The sequence below is a fragment of the Chryseobacterium viscerum genome, from assembly GCF_002899945.2.
Lineage (GTDB): Bacteria > Bacteroidota > Bacteroidia > Flavobacteriales > Weeksellaceae > Chryseobacterium > Chryseobacterium viscerum.
Genome location: NZ_PPEG02000006.1, coordinates 43,585 through 66,403, shown reverse-complemented (window position 1 = coordinate 66,403; position 22,819 = coordinate 43,585). Strand labels below are relative to the sequence as shown.

The 22,819-nt window shown below is 35.9% G+C and carries 25 protein-coding genes; 12 read left to right on the top strand and 13 right to left on the bottom strand.

Going from position 1 to position 22,819, the window contains the following annotated elements; all coding sequences use genetic code 11:
• Positions 1-23 precede the first annotated feature (23 nt).
• Positions 24-407 carry a winged helix-turn-helix transcriptional regulator gene (locus tag C1634_RS14775; RefSeq protein ID WP_103231610.1) on the top strand — a complete coding sequence of 128 codons (384 nt, stop codon included), beginning with the start codon at positions 24-26 and terminating at the stop codon, positions 405-407.
• 291 nt (positions 408-698) lie between these two features.
• Here the strand turns inward: C1634_RS14775 and C1634_RS14770 are convergent, their stop codons facing one another.
• From C1634_RS14770 to C1634_RS14755, 4 genes are all read right to left on the bottom strand, one after another.
• Positions 699-1,553, bottom strand: a complete 855-nt coding sequence (locus C1634_RS14770; protein WP_109738689.1) for a glycine betaine ABC transporter substrate-binding protein — start codon at positions 1,551-1,553, stop codon at positions 699-701.
• 1 nt (position 1,554) lies between these two features.
• Positions 1,555-2,382, bottom strand: a complete 828-nt coding sequence (locus tag C1634_RS14765; protein ID WP_076356605.1) for an ABC transporter permease — start codon at positions 2,380-2,382, stop codon at positions 1,555-1,557.
• 1 nt (position 2,383) lies between these two features.
• Positions 2,384-3,634 (bottom strand): quaternary amine ABC transporter ATP-binding protein, encoded by a 1,251-nt coding sequence (locus C1634_RS14760; RefSeq protein WP_103234822.1) that lies wholly within the window; start codon positions 3,632-3,634, stop codon positions 2,384-2,386.
• A gap of 541 nt (positions 3,635-4,175) precedes the next feature.
• Positions 4,176-4,541: a DUF1304 domain-containing protein gene (locus tag C1634_RS14755; RefSeq protein ID WP_103234821.1), complete on the bottom strand. Its 366-nt coding sequence runs from the start codon at positions 4,539-4,541 to the stop codon at positions 4,176-4,178.
• 64 nt (positions 4,542-4,605) lie between these two features.
• On the opposite strand from C1634_RS14755, the gene C1634_RS14750 reads away from it, so the two are divergent.
• From C1634_RS14750 to C1634_RS14740, 3 genes are all read left to right on the top strand, one after another.
• Complete coding sequence (locus C1634_RS14750; protein ID WP_103234820.1) at positions 4,606-5,178, top strand: Crp/Fnr family transcriptional regulator; 573 nt, start codon at positions 4,606-4,608, stop codon at positions 5,176-5,178.
• Positions 5,179-5,241: 63 nt separating this feature from the next.
• Positions 5,242-5,673 carry a DoxX family protein gene (locus tag C1634_RS14745; protein ID WP_228410084.1) on the top strand — a complete coding sequence of 144 codons (432 nt, stop codon included), beginning with the start codon at positions 5,242-5,244 and terminating at the stop codon, positions 5,671-5,673.
• A 7-nt stretch (positions 5,674-5,680) separates the two neighbouring features.
• Entirely contained in the window at positions 5,681-6,124 is a 444-nt protein-coding gene (locus C1634_RS14740) for a carboxymuconolactone decarboxylase family protein (protein ID WP_103234818.1), read from the top strand.
• A gap of 489 nt (positions 6,125-6,613) precedes the next feature.
• Here C1634_RS14740 and C1634_RS14735 read toward each other — a convergent pair whose 3' ends face one another.
• The 6 genes from C1634_RS14735 to C1634_RS14710 all read right to left on the bottom strand — a co-directional run bounded on the left by C1634_RS14735 (position 6,614) and on the right by C1634_RS14710 (position 11,375).
• Entirely contained in the window at positions 6,614-7,582 is a 969-nt protein-coding gene (locus C1634_RS14735) for a cyclase family protein (protein ID WP_103234817.1), read from the bottom strand.
• A 102-nt stretch (positions 7,583-7,684) separates the two neighbouring features.
• On the bottom strand, positions 7,685-8,668 hold the full coding sequence (locus tag C1634_RS14730) for an aldo/keto reductase (RefSeq protein ID WP_109738687.1): 984 nt from the start codon (positions 8,666-8,668) through the stop codon (positions 7,685-7,687).
• A 164-nt stretch (positions 8,669-8,832) separates the two neighbouring features.
• Complete coding sequence (locus C1634_RS14725) at positions 8,833-9,585, bottom strand: type 1 glutamine amidotransferase domain-containing protein (RefSeq protein WP_228410083.1); 753 nt, start codon at positions 9,583-9,585, stop codon at positions 8,833-8,835.
• Position 9,586: 1 nt separating this feature from the next.
• On the bottom strand, positions 9,587-9,874 hold the full coding sequence (locus C1634_RS14720) for a putative quinol monooxygenase (RefSeq protein WP_103231465.1): 288 nt from the start codon (positions 9,872-9,874) through the stop codon (positions 9,587-9,589).
• A 2-nt stretch (positions 9,875-9,876) separates the two neighbouring features.
• Positions 9,877-10,761, bottom strand: coding sequence for an NAD-dependent epimerase/dehydratase family protein (locus C1634_RS14715; protein WP_103231466.1), 885 nt, complete (start codon positions 10,759-10,761; stop codon positions 9,877-9,879).
• The gene (locus C1634_RS14710) at positions 10,758-11,375 is read right to left on the bottom strand and encodes an NAD(P)H-dependent oxidoreductase (RefSeq protein WP_103231467.1); all 618 of its coding nucleotides are present in this window, start codon (positions 11,373-11,375) and stop codon (positions 10,758-10,760) included. The genes C1634_RS14715 and C1634_RS14710 overlap by 4 nt, the downstream gene beginning before the upstream one ends.
• Positions 11,376-11,566: 191 nt before the next feature.
• Here C1634_RS14710 and C1634_RS14705 point away from each other — a divergent pair, with 191 nt between their 5' ends.
• The 3 genes from C1634_RS14705 to C1634_RS14695 all read left to right on the top strand — a co-directional run bounded on the left by C1634_RS14705 (position 11,567) and on the right by C1634_RS14695 (position 14,659).
• Positions 11,567-12,316, top strand: a complete 750-nt coding sequence (locus C1634_RS14705; RefSeq protein WP_109738686.1) for a metallophosphoesterase family protein — start codon at positions 11,567-11,569, stop codon at positions 12,314-12,316.
• A gap of 304 nt (positions 12,317-12,620) precedes the next feature.
• The gene (locus C1634_RS14700) at positions 12,621-13,556 is read left to right on the top strand and encodes an alpha/beta fold hydrolase (RefSeq protein ID WP_103231469.1); all 936 of its coding nucleotides are present in this window, start codon (positions 12,621-12,623) and stop codon (positions 13,554-13,556) included.
• Positions 13,557-13,759: 203 nt separating this feature from the next.
• The gene (locus C1634_RS14695) at positions 13,760-14,659 is read left to right on the top strand and encodes a LysR family transcriptional regulator (RefSeq protein ID WP_103231470.1); all 900 of its coding nucleotides are present in this window, start codon (positions 13,760-13,762) and stop codon (positions 14,657-14,659) included.
• Here the strand turns inward: C1634_RS14695 and C1634_RS14690 are convergent.
• Positions 14,633-15,100, bottom strand: coding sequence for a GNAT family N-acetyltransferase (locus C1634_RS14690; RefSeq protein ID WP_103231471.1), 468 nt, complete (start codon positions 15,098-15,100; stop codon positions 14,633-14,635). The genes C1634_RS14695 and C1634_RS14690 overlap by 27 nt on opposite strands.
• The gene (locus tag C1634_RS14685; protein ID WP_103231472.1) at positions 15,101-15,535 is read right to left on the bottom strand and encodes a GNAT family N-acetyltransferase; all 435 of its coding nucleotides are present in this window, start codon (positions 15,533-15,535) and stop codon (positions 15,101-15,103) included.
• 307 nt (positions 15,536-15,842) lie between these two features.
• Between C1634_RS14685 and C1634_RS14680 the strand changes: the two genes are divergently transcribed.
• From C1634_RS14680 to C1634_RS14665, 4 genes are all read left to right on the top strand, one after another.
• Positions 15,843-16,718 (top strand): aldo/keto reductase, encoded by an 876-nt coding sequence (locus tag C1634_RS14680; protein ID WP_109738685.1) that lies wholly within the window; start codon positions 15,843-15,845, stop codon positions 16,716-16,718.
• Positions 16,719-16,821: 103 nt separating this feature from the next.
• Positions 16,822-17,526, top strand: coding sequence for a DNA alkylation repair protein (locus C1634_RS14675; RefSeq protein WP_228410082.1), 705 nt, complete (start codon positions 16,822-16,824; stop codon positions 17,524-17,526).
• A 113-nt stretch (positions 17,527-17,639) separates the two neighbouring features.
• A complete protein-coding gene (locus C1634_RS14670) occupies positions 17,640-18,698 on the top strand; it encodes an NAD(P)H-dependent flavin oxidoreductase (protein ID WP_103231475.1) in 1,059 nt (352 codons plus the stop codon).
• A 143-nt stretch (positions 18,699-18,841) separates the two neighbouring features.
• Positions 18,842-19,450, top strand: coding sequence for a hypothetical protein (locus tag C1634_RS14665; protein WP_103231476.1), 609 nt, complete (start codon positions 18,842-18,844; stop codon positions 19,448-19,450).
• 110 nt (positions 19,451-19,560) lie between these two features.
• Here C1634_RS14665 and C1634_RS14660 read toward each other — a convergent pair whose 3' ends face one another.
• Complete coding sequence (locus C1634_RS14660) at positions 19,561-20,571, bottom strand: helix-turn-helix transcriptional regulator (RefSeq protein WP_109738683.1); 1,011 nt, start codon at positions 20,569-20,571, stop codon at positions 19,561-19,563.
• Between the two features lie 385 nt (positions 20,572-20,956).
• Here C1634_RS14660 and C1634_RS14655 point away from each other — a divergent pair, with 385 nt between their 5' ends.
• Positions 20,957-22,795, top strand: a complete 1,839-nt coding sequence (locus tag C1634_RS14655) for a fibrinogen-like YCDxxxxGGGW domain-containing protein (RefSeq protein ID WP_109738682.1) — start codon at positions 20,957-20,959, stop codon at positions 22,793-22,795.
• The last annotated feature ends 24 nt before the right edge of the window (positions 22,796-22,819 follow it).

Genomic DNA, 22,819 nt, shown 5'->3' with positions numbered 1-22,819 from the left:
CTAGTTACCTTCATGAAACTATTATGGCAAAAATCATAGAAAACGGCATCGAAAGAGAAGCAAACTGTACAGAAGAATTGTTCGCAATGCGTGACAGTCTGGATGTATTGGGAGGAAAATGGAAACTGATGATTTTACGATATCTGACGAACAGACCAGATCAGATGATTCATTTTAAAAAACTGGAACGCAGTATTGAGGGGATTTCTGCTAAAATGCTGAGCAAAGAATTAAAAGAACTGGAAACCAATCTCCTGATCACAAGAACCATTCAGGATACGAAACCTATTACGGTAACGTATGCGGTGACAGAATATGGGAAATCTGTATTTCCTGTAACAGAAACATTAGTCAATTGGGGAATAATCCATCGGGAAAAAATTAAAGAATCAATGGGATCGTTATGAGATATTGGAAAACGCAAAGACGCAAGAATTTTCCTTTAAATATGTCTTAAGGCGCAAGGATTCTATCTTTGATAAAATTTAGTTCTGTTGAATTTAACTGAAACAAACTTGCTGAAAATATTTGATTTTCTTGCGCCTTAAAGCAGTATGTTATTAAATTTCTTTGCGCCTTTGCGATTACTAATAAATATTGCTTCATAGAGAAAAGATCAAATAATCTATGTTGATGAAAAAATCCTCAGACTCATGGAAAGTTGAGGATTTTAAGTAATACCAAATTGTATCGTTATATTAATTTTTATCTAGCCATAATTTGACCAGATCAGAATGGTTTTCTACCCATTCCTTAGCGGTGGCTTCTTTATTTTTACTCTGTTCCATTTTCATTAAAAGATCAGACATCGTTTCATCATCAAAATGGACTTTGGAAAAGAATTTGGCTACATCCGGATGGTCTTTACCAAAGCTTTTTCTGGAATAGGTTTTAATCTGTTCTGCTTCACCAAAGATCTTTTTGGGATCGTCAAGAAATTTAAGCTTCATTTTGCCAAACATCCAGTGGGGCTGCCATCCTGTTACCACAATCCATTGTTTGCGTTGTATGGCATTCTGTAACTCGGTGATCATGGCAATGGTAGAAGAGTTGATCTGTTTATAATCCAGTTTATAATCAATAATGGCTTTATCCGTTCCGGTTGTTAATCCGGCTCCTTTCTCAATTCCAATGATTCTATGATCGAATTGCTCCTGATGTTGATTAAGTTCTTCAATGGAATGCACCGGAACGTATTCCGGAACGACCAATCCTATACGGCCGTTGTTGTAATTGGTTCCAAGATGAACTAATCCCGGAAACTTAGCGAGTTTTTTAGCGTGGGTGTAAGGCAGCCAGACTCCCATGAAAAGGTCTGTATCTTCATTATTCATCGAAGCCAGAATCATATCTGTAGAGGCTTTTTGAATAATAACATGATATCCCTGCTGGTCCAAAATGGCTTTAGCAACGTGGGTCATCGCAACATCTTCCGCCCAGCCATCTACCATTCCTATGGTAATATATTTAGAGCTTTTTATATTTTCACACGAATTTAATGCAGCCAATACCACTATTAAAAAGGGGAAAAATAGATATTTTAATTGTTTCATCTTATTGTTTTTTCTTTACAAATCCCTGGGTAATCCGGTCAAGGATAATGGCTAAAATCACAACGGATAAACCACTTTCAAATCCTAATCCGATATCCAGATTATTAATTCCTTCCAATACTTTTTCACCTAGACCACCCGCAGCAATCATTCCTGCAATAACAACCATGGATAGGGATAATAGTATGGTTTGATTGATCCCTGTTAAAATTGTTTTCATAGCTAAGGGAAGTTCTACTTTAAACAGAATCTGGCGGTTGGTAGCTCCAAAAGCTCTGGCTGCTTCTACGATATCTTTCGGAACGGCTTCAATTCCCAATGTTGTTAATCGTACCGCAGGCGGCATTGCAAAAATGATGGTTGCAAAAGCACCGGGTACTTTACCGATACTGAAAAACAATACAGCTGGAATCAGATAGACAAATGCAGGCATTGTCTGCATTAAATCCAGTAAAGGGCGGATAATTTTTGCGGCTATTTTACTTTTCGCAGCCCAAATTCCCAGAGGGATAGAAATAATAAGGGCCGTAATAGTTGCTACAAAAATAAGGGCCAAAGTTTCCATGGTTTCTTTCCATAATCCCATTAAAAATATTAAACTCAGCCCGGCTGCCGTGACAACAGCGATGCCTTTTCCTGCTTTCCATAATGCCAGCAGCGTAAAAAAGAGAATGATAACATAAAAGGGAGTATGTACCAAAACCCATTCAATTCCCATAATAGAAGAGTTTCCCACATGTTTTATGACATCAAATACAGGTTTTCCATTTTCTGTGAGCCAATTGATTGCAGTTTCTACATATTGACCTATATCTATAGTTTTATTCATCTTATTGATTGTTTGCGATTTCTTTTAATTCAATGATCTCTTCTTCGTTAAACTTAGTAGCTTCTATGATGAGAGATAATTGGGTGATAAGACCTAAAAATTTATTGTTTTCGTCTACCACGGCAATAGCCGATTTATTTCCTGAAATTAACGGTAGCATTTCTTCTACAGTAACTTCCGGATAGACTGAAGGAACGTTGCTGTTGATAATTGATTCTACTGTAGGTTCTTTCTTTTTTGCGATTCGAACGACATCATTAAGGGTCACAAACCCAAGAAATTTATTTTGAAAATCTACGACAGGTAAGTTTTCCAATCCTGTTGCTCTCATTTTTCTTAAAGCTCCTTCAGGACCATCTTTTCTGAAACGTACCACCGTAGCTTTGTCGAACATCAAAGATCTGGCGGTGATAATTGTTTTACGATCCACTTTTTCTACAAATGCTTTTACATAGTCGCTTGCAGGATTAGTCAAAATATCTTCTGCTGTTCCTATTTGCTCTATGACACCATCTTTCATAATAACGATACGGTCACCAATTTTAATGGCCTCGTCCAGATCATGGGTAATGAAGACAATGGTTTTTTGCAATGTATTTTGCAGCTCAAGCATTTGATCCTGCATTTCAGATTTTATCAAAGGATCCAGTGCGGAGAAAGCTTCATCCATCAGCAGGACTTCAGGATCGTTGGCCAAAGCTCTTGCCAATCCTACTCTCTGCTGCATTCCTCCTGAAAGTTGGGAAGGATACTGATTTTCGAAACCATTCAATCCTACAATGTCCAGTGCTTTCTGTGCTTTTTCATTACGGGAAGCTTTGTCTTCTCCTCTGATTTCCAGTCCGAAACCGGCATTGTCTAAAATAGTATGGTGGGGCAGCAATCCAAATTTTTGAAACACCATACTCATTTCCGTTCTTCTTACTTCCAGAAGTTCTTTATTGTTTTTACTGGTAATATCATCGTCATTGATGTATACTTTTCCTGAAGTGGGCTCATTCAGCCTGTTAAGACAGCGCAGCAAAGTGGATTTTCCACTTCCCGACAACCCCATGATGACAAAGAATTCACCTTCATAGATTTCAAAACTTGCTTTGTTGATTCCTATGGTGCAGCCTGTTTTTTCAAGAATTTCCTTTTTGGAAAAACCTTTGTCTAAAAGTTCCTGTGCTTTCTCTTTGTTTTTACCAAAAATAATAGTCAGATCTTCAACTTTAAGTTTTACTTTTCTACTGTTTTCATTTTTTTCCATATTCAGATTTTTTTTAATTAATGGTATAAAAAATTGTACACCAATTCATTATACCCCATTTTACATTGTTGTTCTGGTGATGACGATAGCATAAAATAATCTACTAAGCTTCTTATCATGATAGAAGCTTTTTACAAAAAAATAAAGCCACAAAGCATCTAAGCCTTATGTTTATTTTAAATATTTCAATAGATTATACTCTAGAAAAAGAGTGTATCATGTAAAAAGAACTTAATCTTTTACATCGATTCTACAATTAAATTACTGATGAAGTAATTACGGATATGTGTACTGAACAACTTGAATTTCTGCATTTCATCACAATGCAGGTCAATATAAAAAAAACTGTGTATCAATCTTTTATGACGATGCAAATTTACGAATTTTATATTAAATGGATTTTTTGGGACGTAAGAAGCTGGTTTTAAGTCTGATGATGGGAGGAGATATTCATAGTAATTTTTCCCTTATCATAAAAGATAAGAGGGTATTGATCATGTAAATATTTTTAAGAAGATCTTTAAAAATAAGGACAATGAAATTACTTCAATAAAACGGCAATAATGGCCAGGATAGCGGGCAAAGCCTGAACGAAAAATATTTTTTTAGTCGCTGAAATTGCTCCATAGATTCCTGCTACAGCTACACATCCTAAAAAGAAGAGTGCTACATTCGTTTGCCATTGCGGATCTTTAATCAGAAATGACCAGATCAATCCTGCAGCCAGAAAACCATTGTAAAGGCCCTGGTTGGCGGCTAATCCTTTGGTGGGTTTAAACATTTCTGCAGGAAGAGCAGCTTTGAAAACTTCTTTTCCTTTAGTTTCCCATGCAAACATTTCCATCCAAAGAATATAAATATGTTCCAGTGCAACGACTGCGATCAGAATTTTAGCAATGATTTCCATGATTCAATATTTTCTCATTGTAAAACTAAAAAAATAAAGTTAAGTTTGGTTACTAAATTTTACAATGGAAGCTTTCAAAACACATTTAGATAAATTCATTACGGTCAATGACGAGGAATTTACTTCGATCATTTCTTTTTTTCAGGTTTTAAAAGTGAAAAAGAAAGAAAACCTGATGCTTGAGGGTGATGTTTGTAAGTTGAAATATTTTGTTTTGGAAGGATGTCTGAGAAAGTTTTTCGTCAATGAAAAAGGAGTAGAACAAACCACGGAATTTGCTATAGAAAACTGGTGGATGTCAGATACTTTTGCTTTTGAAAAACAGATGAAGTCAGGCTTTAATATTCAGTCTGTAGAAAATTCTAAAATTTTGACCATTGATTTTCAGTCTCAGGAACTTCTATTGGAAAAGCATCCCATTATGGAACGTTATTTCAGAATGGTATACCAAACAGCATATGCTGCTGCGGAAAAAAGAATCCGTTATATTTATGAGATGACAAAAGAAGAATATTATGTACATTTCAGTACGTTGTATCCTTGGTTTATCCAAAGAATTCCGCAATACTTAATTGCTTCCTTTTTAGGTTTTACGCCAGAATATCTGAGTGAAATCAGGGCAAAATTACGTTCTTAAACCAGTTTAAGATTTTTACGGATCAGAAAGCGGAAATTTGTCATGTTATTAAAAGCCAATACAATGACAGATACAAAAAATCAATTTCCGCAGCTATTTTTAAGACTTGCTCTTGGGGTAACCATGCTTTCTGCAGTGGCAGACCGGTTCGGGTTATGGAGCAAAGAAAACTCATCATGGGGAAACATGGCCAGTTTTGAAGAATATACAAGACAGCTGACGTTTTTTCTGCCGGAAGCTTTGAGTACATTTTCAGCATATGCCGCTACCTTTTTAGAAATCCTTTTTCCTCTGATGCTGATAGTAGGATTTAAAACTAAAATTGCGGCTTACGGAAGCAGTATTCTGCTGTTGATTTTTGCCATATCCATGACCATTGCATCAGGACCAAAAGCCCCACTAAACTATTCTGTTTGGGTGGCAAGTGCTGCGGCTCTTTTATTGGCAGTTCAACAACAATATTCTTTAAGTATAGATCAATTAACCAAAAAATAATAATATAATGAGCGCAAGATTAAATATTGCAACAGTAGACTCAGCAGCGTATAAAGCGATGCTTGGATTGGAAGGATACCTACAAACAATTTCATTGACACACATTCAGAAGGAACTGATTAAGATCAGAGCTTCACAAATCAATAAATGTGCTTTTTGTCTTGATATGCATACAAAAGATGCCATCAAATATGGGGAAACTCCTCAAAGAATTTTCATTCTAAACGGATGGACAGAAGCAAAAGAATTCTTTACAGAAGAAGAGCAGGTGCTTTTGGCGATGACAGAGGAAATTACATTGATAAGCGACAAAGGATTAACTGAAGAAACGTATCAAAAAGCAAAGTCGTTTTTTGATGATAACCAGATTGCACAGATTATTATGGCTATTGTAACGATCAATGCATGGAACAGAATTGCAGTGAGTACTCATCTTCCGGTTGGAAAATAGTGAAGCCAGGAAGATGGGTGATGGAGGATGGAAGTTGATGAAGACTGCATCATCTGCGGATGTTTACTTTATTTTAAGAAACGGCCTTTCAAATTTTTGAAAGGCCGTTTTGATGCAAGATGCAAAGTGACAGTGTAACGCGGTTTGGGTATTAATTCTAAAAATAAATCTAAAGGTTAATTTTATTTTTTAAACCGGAATTACATTGTCTCTCCGTTTCTCGGATATAAAAGTTGTTTGAATTTTACCAAACCACAAAAGTCACAAAGGTTTCATTTTAATACACTTGAGTTCACTTAAGTAAGTTTAAAATGATACCGCAGAAAAGTTCACACAAGATGAAAATTAAAGTTTTTTACAAAACTTAGGTGTACTTATTACGCATAAGGCCTGATTCTGAAAAAACTTAAATGTTTAAAACTTTTGTGTCTTTTGTGGTTAAAATAATGAATATAAAAGTTTAAACAACCTCATACTGTAGTATTTAAATTAATAAATTGCAACAGGATTCACATTCACCTGGGTAGATCCTACATACAGAGGTTGTCCCAGTACGAATAAAAATTCCCAGACTTTTTGCTTCACCAAAGGACGGCTGTCAATCAGCTCCAGATTATAAATCCCTTTTTTAGCGAGCATAAATTGATTGATTGGAAATTCTTCTTTGGTTTTCGGATTGGGATATACTTCAGAAGCCCAGGTGTCTCCACCAAAAGCAACGATTCCCTGATCGGCAAGCCATTTTGCTGCTTCCATTCCTATTCCCGGTTCTGTTTCCAGAAACTGTTTGTTGTCTTTACCGATCAATTCAAGCCATCCCGTATTGAAAAGAATGACATCTCCTTTTCTTAGCGTAAGGTTCTGTTTCTTTAAAACGGATTTGATGTCTTCTACAGTAAATTCTGTTCCTCCGGGTACAATTGATTTTCCATAATGAGCAGTCATATCAAGGACTACACCGCGGGTAACGAATGGCGGTACTTTTTCAACACCCAGCTTTTTCACGCCTTCTACGGTTACAAAATCTGCTGCTTTATTTCCGTTGTAGTAAGTGTTGTCAATACCAATGTGCCCGATACCGTTCAGTTGTGTTCCCACTCCGGTCCATCCATTGACCAATTCATCATTGAAGGTGAATTTATTCGGGCCTATGCTTTTTCCTCCCTGTTCCCCAGGTTGAATGTTGTATAGATTGAAGCTTCTGTGTCTGAAAGCCGGAAGGTTTTTATCAATTGGAACAGCAAGTGCTAGCGTTTTACCTTGTTTTACCAGTCCTAAAGCCTGTTTTACAACTTCCGGAGTCAATAGATTGGCCGCTCCGATTTCGTCCTGTGCTCCGTAAGCAGAAGGATACCATGATTGATCTTCCGGATTGACAAGCGTTTGCCCCTTTAATGTAATGCTGTTTAGGGTCAATAAGGTTACCAATCCGAACATTTTGATCAGATTCTTTTTCATTTTCTATGATGTTTGAGGTTTAGGGAAAGGAGGCTGGAAGAGGGGAGAGGGAGGTTTATGAAGTCTGATAGTACTTCCATCCTCCTTCTTCCAGCGTTTATATTAAATTTCGCTCAACGCTGAATTGATGAAGTTCAATTCTTCCTGTGAAAGGTCAATAGACATTGCTTTTGCGTTTTCGATGGCTTGCTGTGCATTTCTTGCTCCTGCCAATACGACTGTAATTGCCGGCTGCAGCGTAGTCCATCTTAAAACCAGTTGAGAAAGGCTGGCTCCTTTTTCCTGTGCAATAGGTTCAATTTTTTCTAAGAAAGTTTTTACTTTGTTCAAGTCAAACTGTGAGAAATATCCGTTTCTGTGATCGTTATCTTTTAATTGAGTTTCCTTGAAATATTTACCGGTCAAAAGACCTCTTTCCATCGGGCTGTACACAATAATTCCTGAATTGTTTTCCAAAGAATAAGGAACAAGATCGTTTTCAATGGCTCTATTCAGCATACTGTAAGAAACCTGGTTGCTGGCAAGCTTTAAGGTTCTGTTGGCTTCTTCCATCTGGGCTACACTGTAATTACTTACTCCTGCGGTACGGATTTTTCCTTGCTGGATCAATAATTCCATTGCTTCCATTGTTTCGCAGATAGGAGTTGTACTGTCTGGCCAGTGAAGCTGTAAAAGGTCAATATAATCCGTTCCTAATCTTTTTAAACTTTCTTCAACTTCTTTGATGATGTTTTCCTTAGAAGCTACTTTATATACCGGAATCGTTTTTCCTTCGTCTTCAGCATCAAAGAAAAACTCTCCTTTTCCGTTGTTGCTTCCGTCCCATACCAGCCCGAATTTTGTTAAAAGCTGAATTTTTGAACGGTCTTTTCCTTTAATGGCTTCCCCGATCATTTCCTCACTCAATCCGAAACCATAGAAAGGTGCCGTGTCGATAGAAGTTACTCCATGATCCAATGATGCGTGAATAGAGTTGATAGAGTCCTGTTTTTCATTACCTCCCCACATATTTCCTCCGATAGCAAAAGCTCCGTGTGTGATGGTTGATAATTCCAAATCAGTGTTTCCTAATTTTCTATATTCCATTTTGTTTGTTTTAAAATTGATTGTTTTTATTTACCACCCCGTCAAAAATTCTTTGAATTTCTGCCACCCCTCCGGAGGAGGGGAATTCTCGCAGTTTCAATGACACTTTTAATAACTTAAGTATCTGAAAAACTGTTGTGACTTTTGTGGTTAAAAATTGACTGTTATTTCTTTAATTCTTTTAAAATTGCTTCTCCAACACTTTTTGCAGACTGTGGATTCTGACCTGTGATCACTCTCTGATCTGCAACAACATGATTCTGCCAAAGCCCCGATTTTTCAAATTTTGCCCCTCTTTCTTTCAGTTTATCTTCCAATAAGAAAGGAACAACATTTGTCAATTTTACTTCAGATTCCTCTTCATTGGTAAAAGCATTGATTTTCTTTCCGTCTACAAGATATTTTCCGTTATTCAGTTTGATATTCACCAAACCTGCCGGACCATGACATACCCCTGCTACAATACCTCCATTTTCATAAATTTTTGAAGCGATATCTGCCAGTTCCGTATTATCCGCAAAATCCCACATAGCTCCGTGTCCTCCGGCATAAAAGATGGTTGAATACTCTTTTGGATTCACCTGCGAGGGTGTCATAGAATGATCAATCTTGTTCTTATACTCTTTGTTTTCCCAGAACTCCTTGTTGACAGGATCTTTCAAATCAAATCCATCTACCGGAGGAGTTCCTCCTTTTGGGCTTACAAAGTCAATTTTATATCCTGCTTGGTGAAGAACTTCCCATGGGTGAGAAACTTCGCCCAAATAATATCCTGTATCTTCACCAGTGCTCCCTTTTTTATCATGGCTGGTTACGACGAATAAGATTTTCTTTTTCATATTTTTTGATTTTTTGGTTTGTGCCTGCATGAATCCTATCGTGAAGATAGCCAGCATTAAAAACGCTAATTTTTTCATCTTAAATGATATTGGTGGTATAAATCTGTGGTTTTTCCTGAAGCTTTTCATCTACCAAAACTCCGAATGCCTGGATGTAAGGCTGCTGATTGTGCTGAGCCAATCCTTCCGCGCTTTTCCAAATCTCGTAGAAAACAAATTCGTTTTTGTCTTCAATTCCCTGATGAAGATTATAAAGCTCGCATGCTTCTTCCTTTCTTGTTTCTTTTACCATATTCTGAAGAACTTCCAATACTTCTGACTGGTGTTCTTCTTTGGCTTTTATAATGGCTGTAAGGTGAATTTTCATAATTAAATAAAATTTTCAATTGAGTTATAGATAGGTTTCCAATCCAGTTCTGCTTTGGCTTTATCTGAGCTGCATCTGCTATTAGATGCAAAGCCGAAATAGCCTCCTGCAGGACCAAATTTATTAACAGCATCTTGAATGCTTAATGACTTTGCTGGCTTTAAGCTATACTTTTTGCTGATGTTCTCTGCAATGTTTTTTAAGGAAGACGAACCATTTTCAGCATAATAGATAGAGCTTCCTTTTGCTTTTTCCAAGGCAAGTACATACAGTTCTGCGAGGTCTTCAATATGTAAGTTAGACCAGATATTCTCACCTTCACCAAAATAGACACCATGTCCTTTTTCCTTAGAAAAATTGATAAGAGCCGGAATCTGAATACTGTCTTTTTTTATTCCCAGACCTTCTCCGTAAACCATTGTAGGAACAATAACGACACTTCTTATCCCTTTGTTTGCCGATTGCAGGACGTAATTGTTGATCAATACCCTGGATGCCATTTCCAATCTTGGCTGCAAAGGAAAATCTTCTCTGAAGATAAAGTCACTTTTTTTACCATTCTCCTTTCCTCCAAAAATAGCTGAACCTGAAGTGAATATAAAAGTTTTATGACTTCCTTCCAATGCTTTGATAAAGTTATCTGCTGTATAGGCATCATCAGCTGAATCCGCATTATGGATGACAGCATCTACATCAGAAACAGCTGTTTTTATAAGATCTTCATCATGGATATTCCCCACAATAGTTTTGATGCCTAATGATTCCAGTTCCTCTGCGTGAGTTTCATTACGAACCAGTCCTGTTACTTCATAATTCCTGTCAAGGAGTTTTTTTGCGATAGTTCCGCCAATATAGCCGGTAATACCTGTTATCAGTACTTTTTTCATGATACCAATTCTGGTTTCAATTCTTTTTCAAATACGTTTCTTACATGCTCTCTATAAAGCTTCATGTCACGCTCTATATTTGCATTTTTCTCTACATCATGGAAGTGAAAGCTTTCCATTTTTTCTAAAGAAACAAAAGCATTCATTCTATGGAAACCAAATAATGGTCCATCGTCCACACTTTTTTCACTGAAGAACTCTCCAGGTAAAGTGAAGGCTGTTGCAGGAGCATTCCAGCTTGTCGTCAGCATATATTTTCTGCCGCCAAGCATTCCACCTGTTCCATAGTTGATTTCAGGATTCTCGGCATTTCTTCCGTCGCTCATATAAATTCCTTTGGCATGACCTGCTGTGAACACTTCATCGATATATTTTTTCAATCCATTCGGAAGCTGGAACCACCAGATCGGAGTATGGTAAATGATATAATCTGCCCAGACAAACTTCTGTACTTCTTCATTCTTATCATAGTTTTCGCTTACATTGGTTATCTTTACTTCTACATTATCAAATTCTTTAAGAACGGCTACTGTATTTTCTGCAATCGTTTGATTATATTTTCCTCCGGAATGTCCGAAATTCTGTCCTCCGTTGATGATTAATACTTTTTTCATTTTTTTATGATTGTTTAAATTTTACTCTGCAAAGTTAGGATGGATCTTTGTATAATAAAAATAATATAAATTATACGTAACTATCATAATAATGATAATTTAAATTTTACCAATCATGTGAAATGTCATACTGCTTTTTGATCCTGTTGTCAGGGCTCTCTTGTAAATTTGTTGTGACAAATAGAGTGAATATGATACAGATTGCAGTTTTTAGTGATGTGCATGGGAATCTTCCTGCGCTGGATTCGGTGTTGAAGGATATAGAGGAAAGAGGGATTCGTCAGAAATTCTGTCTGGGGGATTTAGTAGATTTTGCTCCCTGGGGAAATGAAGTGATTGAAAAGATGAGAAGCTTAAATATCCCTTGTTTGATGGGAAATCATGATGAAAGAATTGCTTTTGATATTCCTGTTATTCCTTTATCTAAACACTCAGAAGAAGAAACAGAAGTCAGGTTTATTGCCATTGATCATTCCAAAAAGCATATTACAGAAGAAAACAAAAGGTTTTTATCAGCACTCCCTTTTCATTTGAAATTAAACTATAAGATAGGGAATAGGCACTGGAATATCCAACTTGTACATTCCAGTCTTACCAGCAATGATACTTATATGTATGAATCTGAAAACGATGAGGTTTTTTCCGACATGCTGAAAGAATCTCAATCTGATGTCATTGTAATGGGGCATACCCATTTATCATTTGTAAAACATTTTGAAAATAATGGATGGGCTGTGAATGCAGGTTCTGTAGGCAGGTCCAAAGAAGACAACCGTTTGGCTTCTTATCTTATTTTAACTCTGGATGAGGAAAATATTACCCCGGAAATTGTACAGATAACCTATCCACTCGAACAAACTTTACTCGGGATAGAGAAAAGTGGGATTCCTAATTATTATGCTCATTTTTTAAGCAATAAAAAGATATCAGTAAAACAATAAATAGAATATTTTCTTCCTTTTTAGGACCGTGTTTTTCCGCTTGTTTGTTTTCGCATCCCTCTGCAACAAATTTTAATTCAAAATCGTCTTTTCATATTGCATTGAAAATAGACTAGTTAAACCTATGTTTTAATTTTAAATAATTGATTTGTAGTGTTTTGTAATTACTCGTACCTTTATGTGTAAATGGTCGAACTCATTTATTTATTAAAATCAGTTCGACTATTTTTATTGATACTTTTTTGAAGATTCTCTGAAAGATATTTGCAATAGATTATTCAAGTCAAATTAAAATTTAGAAATCATGAAAAAAGCAGTTCTTTTTATTTTTTTACTATTATCCGTATTGAGTTTAGCACAATTACAGAAAGTAAAAATAGATACCCTTCTTACCCCTGAAATTGGTGGGATAAAACAAGCCATAGATATTAAAACAGATGACGCCAGTAAGCCAATACTTTTATTTTTATCAGGTGGCCCGGGAAGTTCAATGCGGAAAAATGCAGACTCTTTTACGAATCTCCTGAAAGATAAATTTACCATTGTTCAATGGGATCAGAGAGATGCCGGAAAAACTCTTGAACTGAATCCTTCTCCCGTTCAGCCTTCAGTGGAGCTTATGGGAAAAGATACTTATCAGGTTATTAATTTTCTTAGAAAAGAATTAAAACAGGAAAAAATATATCTATTGGGAAGCTCTTGGGGAAATGCTTTAGGTTTTTATATTGTTAGAAATCATCCCGAACTTTTACACGCCTATTTTGCAGTAAACCCAGTTGTCAGCCAATTGGTGAGTGAGAAAGAGCTGCTTGGAATTTTAAAAGATTATTTTAAAGAAGATCCTGTTGCCAGTAAAGAATTGGCAAGTGTACATATTCCTTTCAAAGTTGATGAAGACTTATTTTATTTAAGAAAATGGCTTTTTTATAAAGATGGTAAGAAGTATGTGACAGGTGACGATTTCAAGAAAGGGTTTCTGCAGTGGTCAAAAACATGGTCTCCTGCATGGAACGAAGTTATGAATATTGACCTTCCAAAGACTTTAAAGAAAGTAGAATGCCCTATTTATTTTTTTGTTGGTAAAAACGATGTCCAAACTTCTACCAGAGTTACCACTGAATATTTTCAAAAAGTAAAAGCACCTAAGAAAGACTTATTTTTATTTGAAAAGTCGAGCCACCAGATTCATAAAGACGAACCAGAAAAATTTCAGAATACGATTATTCAGATCGTAAAATAATTGGAATTCAGGTAATGAAAATGAAGAGTCTTGCAGACATAAGAGGGAAGTTGTGGCTTCCCTCTTTCAGGCTCAAGTTTTCCGACCTTACTAAAAACAAAAAAATAGTACATTAAAATTATCAACGAATTGATATGTTTTAAAAATGATATCAGTATTATAATTATTTTGTAATTTTGCATTATAATATTAATAATTAAGTCATGGTCAATTTAGAATGGTATCGTACTTTCAAGGCGATCTATAAAACCGGGACATTGACGGGCGCTGCGGACGCTTTATTCATATCCCAGCCGGGAGTAAGCCTGCACTTAAGTTCATTAGAAGCTTATGTAGGATATAAATTGTTCGACAGAACCGGAAGAAAAATGCTTCCGACAGAGCGTGGAAAAGTATTATTCAATGCAGTAGCTGAGCCTCTTACCAAACTGGAGGATGTAGAGAAGAATTTTCAGAAATCCACAGAGAAGCATACTCCAACCATTAGTGTGGGGATGTGTTTTGAGACGTTCCAGACAACGCTGGAGCAATATGTTTCTTCATTACCGTTTAACCTGATTATCAGTTTTGGAGAATATCCTGAAATGCTTGATCAGCTGGATAAAGGAATTCTGGACCTTATCATTACACCGAAAAAAGGATCTTCACCCAATATAGAACATGAAGCATTCTCTTCTGAGCAGATTATTCTGGTAGGGGGAAAAGATGTCGATAAAGCAGCCTTCAATAAAGTGTTGAAAACAAAAGATGCCGAGCAGATTGAGGAATGGTTGAAAAATGAAAAATGGTACGGAACAACCGGAGATATGGAACACCTTTTCCAATTCTGGACCTTGAATTTCGGTCATAAACCTAATTTCCGCCCTAATTATATCGTTCCTAACCTCAATTCAATCATCCGTTGTCTGAAAGGCGGAACCGGATTAGCGGTTATCCCGGACTTTTTGTGTAAAAATGAAATCGAAAGTGGTGATGTGAAGCTGATCTGGGAAGGAAAGAAAAAGCTTGAAAACACACTTTATTTCGGATGTAGAAAAAATACCAATTACCAAACGGAAATAGAACATATCAAAGGGCTATTCCGCAAGGTGATGGGCAAGTAAGATCATATCCCGCATCTGCAAACCGTTTTCATAGATAGGAAATGGATAATTTTCGATAAAGAAATCTTTCAGAATTCCTTGTTTGATGAAACCGTTTTTCTCATAAAATCTGATCTGTTGGAAGCCGGTATCCGACGTTCCAACAGTCAGTGTTTTATAATGATTTTCTTTCGCAATTTCTTTGGCTTTATTCATCAGGATACTTCCGATTCCTTTATTTCTGTAGCTTTCAATCACTGCCACATTTTTAATTTCCAGTTCTGTATCACTGTTTTTGTACAATGCCATCACCGCAATGTTTTCGGTCCCGTCATGTAAAAGATAGAGGTCGGATTTGAAAATATATTGATCAATCGCTTCTTTGGTTTCATCGGCCAGCAGTAGTAAATGATAAGGTATTTCTACATCAGAATTTAATTTCTTAAAAGCAAAATTTTCCATTTACAAGCTCATATGAATAAGTGGATAATCCTTTCCTGAGCCATCTTTTTCTGATCTTCCCACTTTTTTGAAACCCATTTTTTCATAGAACCCGATTGCCTGTGGATTTTGCTCGTTGACATCTACCTTGGTAAGACCTGTTTGTTCTTTCATAAACTGATAAAGTGTTTTTCCATAGCCTTTTCCACGGGTGTCATTATGAATGAAAAGCATTTCCAGATTACCTTCCGCTACGGAAGCAAAACCTTTCGCTTCATCATTTTCAATAATTAAATAGACTTCCAGATTGGGAAGATAATCCCTCGGAATAGCTTCCTTGAAATGATTGAAATCCTCCTCTGTAAGAAAATCGTGAGTTGCTTTTACAGCCGATTCCCAGATTTCCATAATTCTCGGATAATCCTCTGCAGCAGCCAGTCTGATATTTTGTGACATGATTTTTAAAATTTAAACAAAAATAATGAAAATAGCGATGGGATACCAGTTGGAGCATACATTAGAAGTTAGAAGTTAGAAGTGGGAGTAGAGGTATTTTGTTGAGTATTCATTCTCCTTCTCTGAAGGGGTGGATTTTTGCAAAGCAAAAAGACGGGGTAGTTTAACGAAACAAATTTTCATAGATTATTAATCGCCTATCAAATAACAATTTTTTAACAGAAACAGTAAAATTGGTAAGCAGAATTTTCAATTTTTTGTCGCAAATTTGTTTATCACTTTATATTAATAACTAAAATAAAGACTTATGCAAAAGAAAACCTATACAGGACAGCCTGTGGTAACTTTAAATAACGGAGTAGATATTCCAGCTTTAGGCTTTGGAGTATGGCAGATGGAAGACTTGAAAGAATGCGAGAATGCGGTAATCAAAGCGATTCAGACAGGATATAGAATGATTGATACGGCAGCTATTTATCAAAATGAAACAGCAGTGGGTACTGCGGTAAAAAATAGTGGAGTAGACAGAGATACCTTGTTTATCACCTCAAAAGTATGGGTTCAGGATCATGGATATGAAAAGACAAAAAGCGCTTTCCAGAGAACATTAGACAGATTACAGATGGATTATCTTGATATGTATCTTGTCCACTGGCCGTATGGAGACTTCCTGGGAACATGGAAAGCTTTGGAAGAACTCTATCAGGAAGGAAAGATCAAAGCAATAGGGGTATGTAATTTTACCATTGAAAAGCTGGAGGAATTGAAAGCCAATTCTACTGTTTTGCCTGTAATCAACCAGATCGAGCTGCACCCTGTATTCCAGCAAAAAGAATTACAGGTCTATGACAGAGAAAATAATATCGTAACGCAGCCGTGGAGCCCGCTAGGAAATGGAAATGCCAATCTTTTAAGCAATGCAGATCTGAAAGCGATCGCAGAGAAATATGGTAAAACAGTTGCTCAGATAATCTTAAGATGGCACCTGCAGGAAGGATTTGTGGTCATTCCAAAATCGGTGACACCATCAAGAATTGAAGAAAACTTTAATGTATTTGATTTTGAACTGACAGAAGATGAAATGAATGTTGTTCGTTCTTTAGATACAGGAAAAAGATTATTCTTTGATCCTAAAGATCCGGAATGGGAACAGAAAATGCTAAATTCTGTAGCAGATATTTAGTTTTAAAAATTTAAAATAAAATTGCTCCCACAGCTTTCATGAATGTACAGATCAAGAATCTGAGGTATTGTGAAGTCTGTGGGATTTTAAATAGATACTACCCATGACTGCAAAAGAATTCATAGAAACACTCGCCTTATTTAAGAATGAAAAAGAGATCGATAAAGTGGAGAAATTTTTCAAGGGAAACGATGGTGTTACCAAAAGCTTCGGAGTGAAATTCGGAGATGTTTTTACTACGGCTAAGGAGTTTTCTGCGATGTCTTTGGAAGAGATCAATCAACTTCTTGATAGTGATTTTTATGAAGTAAGAATGGGAGCGGTGAGTATTATGGATTTCCAGGCTAGAAGTAAAAAGACGTCTGAAGATCAAAAGAAACAGCTGTATGATTTGTATCTGAACCGCCACGACCGATTGAATAACTGGGATTTTGTGGACAGAGCAGCCCGTTATATTATCGGAGAATATCTTATAGATAAACCCAGGGATGTTTTATACCAGCTTGCCCAGTCCGATAGTCCGTGGGAAAGAAGAACAGCTATTGTAAGCACTCATGCATTTATCAGGGAAAATGATGTACATGACACTTTTGCTATTGCAGAAATACTTGTGAATGATCCCAACGAACTCGTGAATAAAGCGGTAGGAAGCTGGGTAAGAGAAGCTGGGAAAAAAGACCAAAATAAATTAGAAAGTTTTCTTACTACTTACGCGAAAACAATGCCTGCAGTCACATTTTCTTATGCCACAGAAAAACTTGATGCAGAATCAAAGTTGTACTACAAAGAGCTCAGGAAAGCTAGATAAGTTTGTTTTTCACCACTTTTCAAGAACCTTAAACGATAAATTGTGAGCAATATCATATTATTTAATAATAGGCATTGCTTCATTCTTCGTACATTTTAATAAAAATAATTCTTATGTTTTGGCCGGATACAATCAGTAAAAGATTAGGGGTAAAATATCCTGTGATTCAGGCTCCGATGTTTGGAGTGAGTACGGTACAGATGGTGGCCGCAGCTGCAAAAGCAGATTGTCTGGGATCGCTGGCACTGGCAGATCTGTCAACAGATCAATCTATAGAGCTTATCAGGGAAACGAAGAAACTTACAGACAAACCTTTTGCCGCGAATATTTTTGTACATCACATTCCTGAAGTAACAGAGGCTTTAAAAGAAAAATTTGTTAGGACCAAACGCTTTATCGGGCAGCTTGCCCAAGAGAATCATATTGATGTAAGCCTTCCGGATCTTGAGGACCTCAGCATAAACGGCTATCATGAGCAGGTGGATGCCATTATTGAGGAAGACTGCAAGATTATAAGCTTTACGTTTGGGAATCTTGATGATCAGAGTATTCAAAAATTAAAAGAAAACGGGGTCATTCTTATCGGAACCTGTACCTCTGTAAAAGAAGCTTTACTTCTTGAAAAATCCGGTATTGATATCATCTGTGTTCAAGGGATAGAAGCAGGTGGCCACAGAGGAAGTTTCGAAGCTGAAAATATTCCGCAGATCGGAGGGTTGTCTTTGTTATCACAAGTTTATGATCATGTAAAAGTACCTTTGATCTATGCTGGTGGAATTTATGGAGCAAAAACCTTACAGGCTGTGAAAGATTTGGGAGCACAAGGATTCCAGGTGGGTAATCTTTTGTTGGCTTCCCAGGAAAGTGCCTTGCAGCCTTTTGAAAAAGAACGGCTTAAAAGGGTACAAGAAGATGAAATTATGTTAACGAAAAGTTTCTCCGGAAGGTATGCCAGAGGAGTGAGAAACAAATTTATAGACCTTGTTGAGCACTCAGAATACATTTTACCATACCCTTATCAGAACAAGCTAACCAACGCCTTACGCAAAGCAGCAAAATCTCTGCAGAATCCTGAATTTGTAGGAATTTGGATAGGACAGTCTATTCATCAATATAGTGAACTTTCTACAGAGGAAATCTTGACGAAACTGATCAGAGAATGTGAAAGATAGATCGATATGCTTTCAAATTGAGGATAATTTTATATTTTCGTGGATAAGAATCATTTGATGTACCGGAAAGTTGGTTTTTTGTTAAAATCTTTCAGGAATATTCATTTGATTAAATATTAAAACTAAAACCAGAGAAAATATACATGAAATTTTCAGAAGGAATTCAAAGATCACTTCCGTTCGGATATCTTTTTCTTGTCGTGATGGGAATATTAAAGGAAAGTGTCTTCTACTACCAGCTAGGCATTAATATTCTAAAATACTCCACCATAATGGATATCCTGATCAGTCCCATTGCTACGTTGGCGTCTCATCCTGCCATATTGATCGCTCTCATGATTATAGTGGCGTCTTCGTTTGCCTTTCCATCTTATTTATCAAAGCAAAGTAGTAAAAATAAAAAGTGGGCACTAAAAATGGCATCTCTCAAAGAGCATGAAAGCATGAGTAAAGAGGCTATTGAAAATCACTTTACCAATATGTTTGTAAGATTTCTGGCTATGATGCTTTTGTCTTTCTTCGTAGGAATAGGATGGGGTGAAGGGATGACATTAACCAAAAGAATAAAGGAAAACAGACTTAAATATGATTATACATTAAATTATAACGATGAAAAGTCTGAACTGGTTCATCTGATAGGATCCAACAGTATGTATTATATTTATCTGGCTAAAGGAAGTAAAACGATAAAAATTTCACCGGTAGGCTCCATAAAAAGTATTGAGCTGACCAATAATAGAAAATTAAGATAAGAATATAAAAACTAAAAATAATCTTTATTTTTTTAAGGAATAATCTTGTAATTCATTATACCAATGAAATATTGTATTGTTTTTTGCTGTATAGATTAAATATCAATTGGCTATTGAATATCCTGAGAAGGAAATTTCTTGTGGATATATTCTGAAGGGGTAATATCTTCTATTTGTTTAAATACCCTGTTGAAGGTAGTTTGGTTTGAAAATCCAGCCTCAGTGTAGATATACATCAGAGTGATTTTTTGAAGATCAGTTTCGGATATAAGCTTTTTTACATAGTTAATTCTATATTCATTCAGGTAAGCACTGAAATTCTGATATCCTTTATTTCGTATGATTTTGGAAAGATAATTATAATTCATATTCAACTGGATACTCAGCATTGAAATGTTAAGCTTTGGATCCTTGAATAGTTCTTTTGTACTCATAATATAGTTGAGTTTTTCAAATACCTCATTAACGGTCTTCTGATCTATTGTACTTTCTTTTTTTACTGATTTGTCCGTGTCCTGAAATTCTGAATGTTGATCTATTGATTGGACATTGAAATCCAGCTCAGTTTTGCTACCGGTAAGGATCTGGAATTTATTAAGCTTGTCATGATAAATAAATAGCAAAATGATGACCGAAAAAGTATATATGAAGTTGAGAATATCCGAAAAAATAACCTCGTTGTGAGCGTATTTAGGAAAATGTATGTCAAACACAGTTAAGGTGATGTAACACGCCAAAATATTCCCCAGCATATACAATAAATACCTGACCGCTGATTTTTTTGAAAAGAATACATAAGCGGCAAGGGGAAGCGGAAATAAGGTTGCAAATAAACTGATTGAGTTATTCCAAAAAGTAAGCATAATATAAAAATGATAGGCTGGTGCAATAATCATGTATGCTCTTATGATCTGGTTGGCAGTATATCTATTTTTTATCAGAAAATTACTGTAAATCAGGAAAATAAGTCCGCCTAAAAGGTAATGCGACATCCTGGGGATATAAATATAGAACTGAAAAACAAAAATGAGTATAATGAGTATACAATAGGTCAGAATATTGTACTGCTGAATAAATCTTTTTTTAAGACTTTCAATATTTTCTAAATAAAAATTTTCCATTAAAAAGTGTTTTCCAAATAATTTTCAAAAATATTTTATTTAAATGTCTTTTAAACAATATCTTATCTTTTATTCAGTTGATATTGAATTTTGACTGATTTTCTGTTTACCTGATTTATTCAAACCTCTAGATTTGCAGCAAGTACAAATTGATTGTTTACTGAGGTTGTAATCAAATAAATAAAGACCTATAAAATTTCTATGATTATTTGACGCTGTAAAATTAATAAAAATACTAAAGCTGCATAAAATTAGTAAAAATATTCAGGTGATATTTTTTAGTAGAATTTAAGTTTTCATATAAAGTATTCCATTGCAGGATACATAAACCCAGTGTAAAATATACTACAATTGATGTTCTAATATTTTAATAATCTTCAAATAAATGAAAAAACACAGAAAACTCTATTCTCTTCTTATCTTTTTAATCTCATTGCGATTGTTGTCTCAGGTAGGTATAAATACAGTAACTCCTAATCCGAAAGCAGCCCTTCATGTAATGTCTAAAAATAATAATACCGGAATTCTTTTTCCACTTCTTACAACCGCACAAAGAGATGCTATTGGTGCGGCTGCAACAGAAGACGGTCTTATTATTTATAATACAGATCAGAAATGTTATAATTATTATAATGCTGGAAACACAGCGTGGATAAGCTTGTGTGGGAACGGTCAGAAAGCTGCCTATACAACAGATTGTAATTCAGTTAAAGTATATGGAAGCTATACACAGGGAACACCATTAAATAATAATAATTACGTGTCAGTATCAGTTACAGTAACCATTGGTGGTACTTATAATATTCTCGCCAAAACACCCAATGGATATTATTTCGAAAAATCAGGAGTATTTCCCGGGGCAGGAACATATGTTATCAATCTCAATGGGGTAGGTACACCTGTTACAGGCCCGCAAACAGATACCCTTTCTTTTTCATATGAAGGAATTACAGATACCACATGTACTTCTAAAACGGTAAACGTCCTAAGCTCTCAGGTAAGTTATGGTATTAACTGCTCAGGATCTTCTGTCTCAGGAATCTATAACAGTCCGGTACAGCTTGATTATAATACCAATACAGTGAGTATTCCTCTTTCTAATGTAAATACTGCAGGAACTGTTAATATTACTACCTCCACTAATAACGGTGTAAGTTTTACAACAACTGAAAATATTACTGTAGCTAATACCAGCTTTACGCTGCATGGAGTAGGAATTCCAGCCGGGGCCGGGACTTATTCCTATTCTTTTACCACCAATGGTGCAAATCCTCAGGTATGTACTTTTAATGTTACTTTTGGGACCACAGTAGGAACCTTTGCCAACCCTGCCAACCGATGCCTTGAAATTTTTAGTGCCGGAAAAACAACAGACGGCTACTATTGGGTGAAGGATGCAAGCTCTAACCCCTATAAAACCTATTGTGATATGTCTAATGGCGGCTGGACCTTAATTAAATCTCTTTCCGAAAGACAGATTTTGGTAGTAGAACAAACACAGAATGAGTCATGGGCTACTCAGGCAGCCAGAAACGCAGTAACTACAGAAACCGGGATCTTTAATGAATATGCATTTTCTTTACCGGCGGCAGCTGTGAGTAATATAGGCAATAGTACTTCCACTTCAAAAGAATATCGTTTTTCAATCAAAGAAAAAGGGCAGATAGGTACTACTGTATCTGATATAGAAAGCTCTACAGTTGCTCCTATAAATGATAACTGGGTAAAAAATAATTATTTGAACGCAATTGTTACGGACGGTAACCTGGCAACGGGGAACTATACTACCTATGGAAATACAACCAAAGGAAAAATATTCGGATTTGATTTTGGGAAACCTGTTACAGGGGTTACTTTATATAAATTAAATGGTGTTGACTTTCAATTGAATATACCAGGGCTGTACAGTCAGGCTAGTTTCTTCACCGGAATTTTTGGAGGAAATGGATATGCATCCAACAATACACCTGCCAATAATCTGACTTATACCTATCCGGGTGGGCAGACTTATACTTTCAATAAATATTATCTGAATGATCTTTTTGGATTATATATGAATAACGAAAGCCAGCTTAACCATCATATTGGAACCTGTTCAAACAGTACGGATGATTATGGAGGGGCAAGCTTCTGTAATAACGGCTGGGCAAACTGGAGACCACATAATTTAAATCTTAAATCAGGTAATTATGAAGGCCGTATTATTCAGTATTGGATAAAATAATCAAAAAACTTATAACTTATTAAA